Source organism: Plantactinospora alkalitolerans, from assembly GCF_015690345.1.
In the GTDB taxonomy this organism is placed as follows: domain Bacteria; phylum Actinomycetota; class Actinomycetes; order Mycobacteriales; family Micromonosporaceae; genus Plantactinospora; species Plantactinospora alkalitolerans.
Genome location: NZ_JADPUN010000174.1, coordinates 1 through 8,487, shown reverse-complemented (window position 1 = coordinate 8,487; position 8,487 = coordinate 1). Strand labels below are relative to the sequence as shown.

The 8,487-nt window shown below is 70.9% G+C and carries 11 protein-coding genes; 5 read left to right on the top strand and 6 right to left on the bottom strand.

All coding sequences use genetic code 11. The annotated features are described in order from the left end of the window. Positions 1-31: 31 nt before the first annotated feature. Entirely contained in the window at positions 32-271 is a 240-nt protein-coding gene (locus I0C86_RS18385; protein ID WP_196202477.1) for a DUF397 domain-containing protein, read from the bottom strand. Between the two features lies 1 nt (position 272). Further along, complete coding sequence (locus tag I0C86_RS18380; protein WP_196202476.1) at positions 273-1,118, bottom strand: helix-turn-helix domain-containing protein; 846 nt, start codon at positions 1,116-1,118, stop codon at positions 273-275. A gap of 476 nt (positions 1,119-1,594) precedes the next feature. Here I0C86_RS18380 and I0C86_RS18375 point away from each other — a divergent pair, with 476 nt between their 5' ends. Continuing rightward, a complete protein-coding gene (locus I0C86_RS18375) occupies positions 1,595-1,903 on the top strand; it encodes a hypothetical protein (protein WP_407676316.1) in 309 nt (102 codons plus the stop codon). Between the two features lie 7 nt (positions 1,904-1,910). Here the strand turns inward: I0C86_RS18375 and I0C86_RS18370 are convergent, their stop codons facing one another. Continuing rightward, positions 1,911-3,287, bottom strand: a complete 1,377-nt coding sequence (locus tag I0C86_RS18370; protein WP_196202474.1) for an ATP-binding protein — start codon at positions 3,285-3,287, stop codon at positions 1,911-1,913. A gap of 357 nt (positions 3,288-3,644) precedes the next feature. Here I0C86_RS18370 and I0C86_RS18365 point away from each other — a divergent pair, with 357 nt between their 5' ends. Next, positions 3,645-4,742, top strand: a complete 1,098-nt coding sequence (locus I0C86_RS18365; RefSeq protein WP_196202473.1) for a D-alanine--D-alanine ligase family protein — start codon at positions 3,645-3,647, stop codon at positions 4,740-4,742. A 61-nt stretch (positions 4,743-4,803) separates the two neighbouring features. Here the strand turns inward: I0C86_RS18365 and I0C86_RS18360 are convergent, their stop codons facing one another. Further along, on the bottom strand, positions 4,804-5,460 hold the full coding sequence (locus I0C86_RS18360) for a DUF3515 family protein (protein WP_196202472.1): 657 nt from the start codon (positions 5,458-5,460) through the stop codon (positions 4,804-4,806). Next, positions 5,461-5,694, bottom strand: a complete 234-nt coding sequence (locus I0C86_RS18355; RefSeq protein ID WP_196202471.1) for an Lrp/AsnC ligand binding domain-containing protein — start codon at positions 5,692-5,694, stop codon at positions 5,461-5,463. Between the two features lie 140 nt (positions 5,695-5,834). Here I0C86_RS18355 and I0C86_RS18350 point away from each other — a divergent pair, with 140 nt between their 5' ends. Both I0C86_RS18350 and I0C86_RS18345 read left to right on the top strand, forming a co-directional pair. Beyond that, the gene (locus tag I0C86_RS18350; RefSeq protein ID WP_196202470.1) at positions 5,835-6,815 is read left to right on the top strand and encodes a thiamine-phosphate kinase; all 981 of its coding nucleotides are present in this window, start codon (positions 5,835-5,837) and stop codon (positions 6,813-6,815) included. 96 nt (positions 6,816-6,911) lie between these two features. Further along, complete coding sequence (locus I0C86_RS18345; RefSeq protein ID WP_230394361.1) at positions 6,912-7,364, top strand: GNAT family N-acetyltransferase; 453 nt, start codon at positions 6,912-6,914, stop codon at positions 7,362-7,364. Positions 7,365-7,509: 145 nt separating this feature from the next. On the opposite strand, the gene rpmB is transcribed toward I0C86_RS18345, so the two are convergent. After that, positions 7,510-7,701 carry a 50S ribosomal protein L28 gene (gene rpmB / locus I0C86_RS18340; protein ID WP_123555573.1) on the bottom strand — a complete coding sequence of 64 codons (192 nt, stop codon included), beginning with the start codon at positions 7,699-7,701 and terminating at the stop codon, positions 7,510-7,512. Between the two features lie 211 nt (positions 7,702-7,912). On the opposite strand from rpmB, the gene I0C86_RS18335 reads away from it, so the two are divergent. Continuing rightward, the coding region (locus tag I0C86_RS18335; protein ID WP_196202468.1) for a DAK2 domain-containing protein at positions 7,913-8,487 on the top strand (575 nt) is incomplete at its 3' end.

Here is an 8,487-nt window from a genome sequence, read left to right as displayed (position 1 = left end):
ATTCACCACCGCGCCGCCGGCCTCCCCCTGGTCAGGGGAGATTGGGGGAGGCGGGCAGCGCGGTGGTGAATGCGGTCCAGGCGGCCGGAGAGAAGGTCAGTACGGGGCCGGTGGTGTCCTTGGAGTCGCGGATCGCGATGGTGGTGTCGGGGGCGGGATCGGCGAGCAGGGCGAACTCGACGCAGGCGCCCTGGTCGCCGCTGTGGGTGCTCTTCCGCCAGGAGGCACTGGCCAGCGGTACGGTCGTCGGTACGGTCGTCTCCGGTGACATCTCACAGTCCTTTCAGGAGGCGGTTGATGGTGTCGCGGCTCTCCGCGGGACTCAGCGCGACGGCCCGCAGGTGTTCCATGATCTTCGCGCAGGTCCGCAGGTCGTGCGGCCGGTCGAGGATCAGTTGCCCGGCGACCGTCTCGACCGAGGCGAGGGTCGGGTCCTCCGGATCGGCGAACTCGAGGATGTGGAGGGAGCCACGGGTGCCCCGGTGGTAGCCGGCCTTGAGGGGGATGACCTGGATGGTCACGTTCGGCAGTTCGGACATCTTGAGCAGGCTGTGCAGTTGGGCGGCCATCACGGCCTCGCCGCCGACCGGGCGTAGCAGCGCGCCCTCGTCGACGATGGCGTCGAAGATCGGTGGATCGGACTCCTTCAGCCGTTCCTGCCGGCCGATCCGGATCTGGACCCGCTGCTCCACCTCCTCGTCGCCCAGGGTGTGCGGGCCGCCTCGCATGATCGCCCGGATGTACTCCGTGGTCTGGAGCAGCCCCGGCACGATCGAGGGCTCGAAGTTCGCGATCGCGGTGGCCTCGGCCTCGACCGCGATGAAGTCGATGGTGCGACGGTCCAGGATGTACGAGTAGGACACCCACCAGCCCGGCTTCCGGGCCTCCTTGGCGAGCTGGATCATGTCCTCCAACTCGTTCTCCGGCCGTTTGTAGAGCGTGAGCAGTGCGCGTACCGAAGCCGGGCTGACCATCGTCTGCGCGTTCTCGTAACGGGAGAGCGTGCTGCGGGTGCTGTTGATCTCGTCAGCGGCCTGTTCGAGGGTGAGCCCGGCCGCCTCGCGGGCATGGCGTAGGGCTATGCCGAGGCGGCGGGCGCGGAACGACTTCGGAGCCATGCATCGATACTGTCACATGTTGGCGGGAAAGCGTGCATGAGAGAACGCCCGTGAGAGTTGCATTCACGCGTTCACAACTGGCAATCTGTCATCACGTCCTTACTGCCGGTGGTCGTGTCGACGGTGGCTGTGGGTGACCGAAGGGGAATGAGGCGCACGGCGATCGGAATTCCCGTACCGATCGCCGTGTCCCTCCCGCCAGCCTGCGGACCTGGAGGTGACAGATGACCGCGAGCCCGTGCTGGCCTCGGGTTTCCCGGTGTCGTTGGTGTGCCAGACCCGTACTGAGGGACAACGAGGGTGCCTGGATCCACGCCGATCTGGCCTATGTCTGTCGGGACCGCTGGGGCGGGCTGGCCGCCACGACGGCCGAGCCGGAGGCGACGTCCCGTGGAATCTGAGCGGCGGCAGGCCCGGCACGGGTGGCATGTTCAGCGCGGGCGGGAGACCCGGCGCGGGCGGGAGACCCGGCGCCGGTGGCAGGTTCAGCCGGGGCGGCAGGTCCAGCGGGATCCGGACGGACGGCGGGGCTTCCCCGCCGAGCGGTGTGCGGGGCGGTCCTGGTGACCCGCTTCCTCATCGTGCTCACCGACGTGCGACCGCTGTCCAAGGAGGGCCGGGACGAGCGGATCGAGCCGGAGCGTCGCCGTCAGGTCGTCGGTGCCACCAGCCGGGAGGCCGCCGAGCGGATCGCCGCCGCCTTCGCGGCCCTGGGCATGGTCCGGGCGGGGCGGCAGCGGGTCAAGGTGCTCGCCGTCGGTCGGCGACGCTCGAGCTTCGAGTGAACGCGGATCAGAGCATCTTCCGCCGCTTCAGATAGGCCACCAGGTCGTCGTACGTGCCACCCTCGTTGGCGAACATCGCCACGTTGCGGGCGGTGGAGAACCACGGCTTCGTCGAGGGGCGCACGTCCTTCAGCGCCCGGTCGAAATCGCGCTGCTCGATCATCCGTACCTCGCCGCGACGGATCGAGTCGGCCATCGCGTACTCGGCGGCGGACTCGCAGAGGTGGGCCAGGTCGGCGCCGGAGAAGTCCTCGGTGGCACCGACGACCCGGCGTACGTCGATGTTGGCGATCGGCCGGTCCCGCAGGTGGTACTCCAGGATCGAGGTCCGGGCCGGGGCGTCCGGCGGCAGTACCAGCACCACCCGGTCGAGTCGGCCCGGACGGCGTAGCGCGGCGTCGACGTCCCACGGCGTGTTCGTGGCGGCCAGCACGAAGACGCCCTCGTTGTTGCCCTCCACCCCGTCGAGTTCGGCGAGTAGTTGGTTGCCGAGCGTCCGCATGTTGCTCGACGTCACCTTGGACCGCTTGTGCCCGAGGGCGTCCACCTCGTCGAGGAAGAGTACGCACGGCGCGCTGCGCCGAGCCGCCTGGAACAACTCGTGCAGGTTCCGCTCGGAGTTCCCGATCCACATGTCCAGCACGTCCACGATGGACAACGAGATGAACTTCGCCCCCATCTCCCCGGCGATCGCCTTGGCCAGGAACGTCTTGCCGCAGCCGGGCGGGCCGTACAGCATCAGGCCGCCGCGCAGGCTCTTGCCGTACAACTTGCGCAGTTCCGGGTTGCGCAGCGGGCCGAGGAAGGCTAGTTCCAGGCGCTCCTTGACGTCGGTCATCCCGCCGACGTCGCGGAGCCGGATCGTCGAGGTCTCCACGTCGAACATCCGGTCGGCGTTCCCGACCACCGGCTCCGGCTCGTCGCCGGCCGACGCGAAACGGGGCGGCACCACGTCGGCGAGTTCGCTCTCGTAGGCGGCCAGCGGATCGTCGGTCGGCGGCGGGAAGCCGGGTCCCGTCGTGCCGCCCGGTCCCGTCGTGCCGCCCGGTCCCGTCGTGCCGCCCGGTCCCGCCGTGCCGCCCGGTCCGGGCGCGTCGGCCGTCGATCCGGTGGGAGCCCCGGCAGTCGGCCCGCTGGCCGGCCCGGGTGCGCTCGATCCGACCGCCCGGTCCGTTGCCGGTCCGCCGCCGAGCGCCCGCTGCATCAGTGACTGCGCCGCGGCGTCGGCGGGGTTCCGGGCGAGTGCCTGCCCGACCTGCGCGATGGCCTCGGCGGGCCGACCCGCGTCGAGCAGCAGCCCCGCCAGATGGAGTCGCAGCGGAACGTCCTCGGGATTGGCGCTCACCGCGACAGTCAGGCTCTCGATAACCGAATCGGAACTCACAAGACGAGGAGCCTAGACGGCCCGCGCCAACCACGACGACGCAGCGGCACCTCAGGGCGCTCCAGTCGCTTCGGCCACAGTTCGCAACCGCCTACGTATCGTGTTCGTTCTACTTCCCCGGCGGTGGTTTCCCGTTCCTGAAAAGGGGTGTAGACCCGGAAGTTGGCCACGCAGAGTAGGGTCACCCCGGTGGGCGTACGAGGAGCGAGGCGGCGCCCCCGGCGGGTACCTTCCGTGGTTGTGGTGTGAGCGGTCGCGATCGAGATCCAGGTGGCGATCGGCGTCCGCCGCGCCGGAACGGTGCGAGGCCCGAGCGGTGACGCGAACAAGCGGTGACGCGAACGAAAGGTGACCGGAGTGACCACCCCAGGCAAGACCCGCGTGGCCGTCGTCTTCGGCGGGCGCAGTACCGAGCACGCGATCTCCTGCGTCAGCGCGGGCAGCATCCTCGCCGCGCTGGACCCGGACGAGTACGACGTGGTCCCGGTGGGCATCACCCGGGCCGGTCAGTGGGTCCTCACCGACGGTGACCCAGCCCGGTTCGCCATCACGGAGCGCCAGTTGCCGGAGATCACCGCGGCCGCCGGCTCGAGTGTCGTGCTGCCGGCCGACCCGACCGGCGGCGGGCTGATGATGCTGGATCCCGCCGAGGGGCCCCAGGCGCTGGCCGACGTCGACGTGGTGTTCCCGGCACTGCACGGCGCCTACGGGGAGGACGGCACCATCCAGGGACTGCTGGAGATGGCCGGCATTCCGTACGTCGGTGCCAACGTCTTCGCCTCGGCGGCGGCGATGGACAAGGAGTTCACCAAGAAGCTCGCCATGGCCGAGGGGATCCCGGTCGGCCCGTACGTGGTGCTGCGCAACGGGGTCAGCCTGACCGAGGAGGACAAGCAGCGGCTCGGACTTCCGGTCTTCGTCAAGCCGTCCCGGGCCGGCTCCTCGGTCGGGATCAGCAAGGTCTCCGACTGGGACGACCTGGACAAGGCGGTCGCGCTGGCGCGGCAGATCGACCCGAAGGTGCTGGTCGAGGCCGCGATCGTCGGCCGGGAGATCGAGTGCGGGGTGCTGGAGGCGGAGGCCGGCGGCGGCCCCGAGGCATCGCTGCTGGCCGAGGTGAAGGTGGCCGAACGCGACTTCTACGACTTCGAGGCGAAGTATCTCGACGAGAATTCCGAGTACGTCATTCCCGCCGGCCTGCCGGACCGGGTGACCCGGCAGGTGCAGGAGTACGCCTGCCGTACCTTCACCGCGCTGGACTGTGCCGGGCTGGCCCGGGTCGACTTCTTCGTCACCCCGGATCTGGACGTCTATCTCAACGAGATCAACACCATGCCGGGGTTCACCCCGAGGTCGATGTTCCCGCAGATGTGGGCCGCGACCGGGTTGGAGTATCCGAAGCTGGTGAACCGGCTGATCCGGACCGCCTTGCGTCGGGGTACCGGCCTGCATTGACGAACGAATGCTCCGCCGGGCGGCCGGCGCACCCGCGACGGCGCGTCGGTCACGGCGGTTGTCAGCCCCCGACGCAGCCGGTCGGGACGTCCGGCACCGACGGCACCGAGGCGATCAGCGACTCGGACACCGGGGCGGCCCACTGGATAGTCTGCTCCTGCCCCTGCGGTACGACGAGCCGCACCGGCACCTCGCGGTCCACAGTGGTCAGCACCAGGCCGGCGTCGCCGTGCTCGGTGAGCCAACAGACCTTGTTGACCATCCACACGTCCGCGGTCGGCGCGACCGTCGGCTTCGGCACTCCGCACGTCACGGTGAGAGCCGGATCACCGTACGCGGCGTTCTGCTCCGGTCCGGCCGTCACCGGGCGCTGGCCGAGGTCGCGGATCGAGGCCGGCAGCCGGGACAGCAGGGCCCGGCAGACGGTGGCCGGTCGTTCGGCCAGTGCCGGCGCGGCCATCTCGACCGGCGCGGTCGACTGCGGACGGGCCGAACTGGGCGACGGCTCGGGCGGAGCCACCGGGTCCGGGTTGAGCTGTCCGAAGACCAGCACCGCGACGAGGGCGGTCAGCGGCAGGGCGACCACCGTCGCCCACAGCGCGGCCTGTCGGGTGGTCCGGTCCGGGCCACGCCGCTCCGTCCGCTCGCCGGGGTCGGTGGTGGTGGCCGACTCGGGCCGGGACGCCTCCGGCTGCCCCGGCATCGTGGTGCGTTCCATCTACAGCCGCACCACCGAGCAGGTCAGCGTGCGGGTGATGCCCGGCACCAACTGCACCTTGCTGACGATCATCTTGCCGAGCTCGTCCACGGTGTGCGCCTCGGTGAGCACGACCACGTCGTACGGGCCGGTGACCGCGTCGACCCGGACGACTCCGGCAATATCCGAGATGTGCGCGGCCACGTCACGTGCCTTTCCGACCTCGGTCTGGATGAGGATGTACGCCTGGACCACGACCCGCCTCCCGTCCGCCGCCGAGCGGCTCGACCGTGAAAATACCGTACGGAGCAGGTCGGATCCCGATCGGTGGTCAAGGGAGACACGATGAGCGATCGAATCGTCCGGCTCGGTGTGTGCGTGACCGGGCCGGGAAGATGCCGGCTCCTGTCCGGCGACCAGTGCGGTCGGGGGCAGGCGTGAGCGTCGCACGGGCCGGCGAGTTCGGTCTGATCGCCCGGGTGACGGCACGGCTGGCCAGCGGGCACGCCACACTGCTCGGGCCCGGCGACGACGCGGCGGTGGTGCACGCCCCGGACGGCCGGGTGGTCGCCTCCACGGACGTACTGGTCGAGGGGCGGCACTTCCGGCGGGACTGGGCGACTGCGGTGGACATCGGACATCGGGCGGCGGCGGCGAACCTCGCCGACATCGCGGCGATGGGCGCGGTGCCGACCGCTCTGCTGGTAGCCCTCTGCATGCCGCCGGACCTGGAGGCGCAGTGGGCCGAGGAACTCGCCGACGGTCTCGCCGCCGAGGCCGCCCGGGTGGGTGCGAGCGTGGTCGGCGGGGACATGTCCGCCAGTCCCACCCTGACCATCGCGGTCACCGCCCTCGGCGACCTCGGGGGTCGTGCCCCGGTGGTACGCAGCGGCGCGCGCGCCGGTGACGTCGTCGCACTCGCCGGACGCCTCGGGTACGCCGCCGCCGGGTACACCGTGTTGTCCCGCGGATTCCGTACCCCGAAGGTGCTGGTCGAGGCGTACCGGCGACCCGAGGTGCCGTACGGGGCGGGTCCACAGGCGGCTCGGCACGGCGCCACCGCGATGATCGACGTGTCGGACGGACTGCTCGCCGATCTCGGTCACGTGGCGGCGGCGAGCCGGGTCGGGATCGACCTGCTCGGCGCGGCGTTCGAGGTGCCGGACCAGATGCGGGACGCGGCGCACGCCCTCGGGGTGGATCCGCTCGGCTGGGTGCTCGGCGGAGGCGACGACCATGCCATCGTCGCGGCCTTTCCGGAGGACCTGCCGTTGCCCACCGGGTTCCGGCTGATAGGTCACGTGGTGCACGGTGCCGGAGTGACGGTGGACGGAAGGACGTACAAGGGTGCCGCCGGTTGGGACCACTTCCGCTGAAGGGCCGCCGGTTGGGACCACCTCCGTGCAGGGTCGGACCCGGGGCCGGTAAGGACCGGTCAAGGTCGTACTCTTGCGCGCGTGAGTGAGCTGGAGATGCGTTCCGAACGCTACGACTCCCCGGTGGCGCGGGAACTGGTCGGCGCCGCGCTCGCCGACCTGGCGACCCGGTACGGCGGCGAGGGCGACGAGACCCCGGTCGCGCCGTCCGAGTTCGTCCCGCCGTCCGGTGCGTTCCTGGTGGCGTACCTGGATGGCGTTCCGGTCGGTTGCGCCGGCTGGCGTTCCCACGGGAACTCCGGCGAGGTCGCCGAGCTGAAGCGGCTGTACGTGGCGTCGACGGCGCGGGGGCGCGGGATCGCCAGGTCGCTGCTGGCGGCGGTCGAGCGCTCCGCCCGCGGGTACGGCCGGCGCCGGCTGATCCTGGAGTGTGGTGACCGGCAGCCCGAGGCGATCGCGCTCTACCAGCGCAGTGGGTACGAGCGGATCGAGGACTTCGGTTTCTACCGCGACGAGCCGGACGTCCTGTCCTTCGGCCGTTCGCTCTGAGCCCGTTCGCTCTGAGGTTGCTCGCCCTGAGCCCTTTCGCTCGGATCTTTCGGCCAGGCCGGAACGGAAGGCATTCCGGGCACGCCAATAGCCGCCGGGTGGTGCCCGGCGGCTATTGGTACGTTACGACGTGCTCAGGCGGTGCTCAGGCGCGGGCGACCTTGCCAGCCTTGATGCACGAGGTGCAGACCTGGAGCTTGCGGGTCGTGCCGCCGCCCGCCGGGGTCCGCACCGACTGGATGTTCGGGTTCCAGCGGCGGTTGGTCCGCCGGTGCGAGTGGGACACGTTGTGGCCGAAGCCAGGCCCCTTGCCACAGATGTCGCACACGCTAGCCACGGGATACTCCTGGAATTGATCGTTCGTCAGGTCGCGGGCAGGGTGCCGCCCAGCAACCTGGCCAGGTTACCCGATGCCCGGTCCGCCAGGCCAATCGGCTCCACCCGCGTTCCTGGGGCCGGCTCGGCGGGCGTCTTCGCCGGCCACGCGGAGCGGAAGATCGCACGGCTGTGCCAGCGGTGGGTCAGGGGGCGCCAGTAGGCTTCTCGCCGTGCTGCAGACCCTTGACGCCGCCGCCCTGCGCCGGTGGTGCGTGGCCGGGCTGGCCGCGCTCAAGCGGCACCAGGACGAGATCAACCAGCTCAACGTCTTCCCGGTACCGGACGGGGACACCGGGACCAATCTGGTGCTCACGCTCACCTCGGCCGAGCAGGCGCTGCGGCTGGACCCGGATGACGCGGATGACCCCGATGACGCGGATGACGCGGATGACCCGGACGACGCGGACGACGCGGACGACGCCGGACATTCGCCGCACGGACGGGTGCTACGGCTGTTGGCCCGGGGCGCGCTGCTGGGCGCCCGTGGCAACTCCGGCGTGATCGTCTCGCAGATCCTCCGAGGGATGGCCGACGCCCTCTACGACGTTCCGGCGGTACGCGGCCGGGCACTCGCGGCGGCACTCCGGACGGCCAGTAGCACGGCGTACGCGGCGGTGGCGAGACCGGTGGAGGGGACCGTGCTCAGCGTCGCCGCCGCCGCGGCGAGTGCCGCCGAGCGGGCCGACACCGATGATCTCGCGGCCGTCACCCGGGCCGCCTCGTCGAGCAGCATCTCGTCGAGCGC

What these genes read in the sequence shown, in the direction of transcription:
- I0C86_RS18385 (WP_196202477.1), bottom strand. Translation starts at nt 271, where the DNA reads ATGTCACCGGAGACGACCGTACCGACGACCGTACCGCTGGCCAGTGCC.
- I0C86_RS18380 (WP_196202476.1), bottom strand. Translation starts at nt 1,118, where the DNA reads ATGGCTCCGAAGTCGTTCCGCGCCCGCCGCCTCGGCATAGCCCTACGC.
- I0C86_RS18360 (WP_196202472.1), bottom strand. Translation starts at nt 5,460, where the DNA reads ATGGAACGCACCACGATGCCGGGGCAGCCGGAGGCGTCCCGGCCCGAG.
- I0C86_RS18350 (WP_196202470.1), top strand. Translation starts at nt 5,835, where the DNA reads ATGCCGGCTCCTGTCCGGCGACCAGTGCGGTCGGGGGCAGGCGTGAGC.
- I0C86_RS18345 (WP_230394361.1), top strand. Translation starts at nt 6,912, where the DNA reads ATGCGTTCCGAACGCTACGACTCCCCGGTGGCGCGGGAACTGGTCGGC.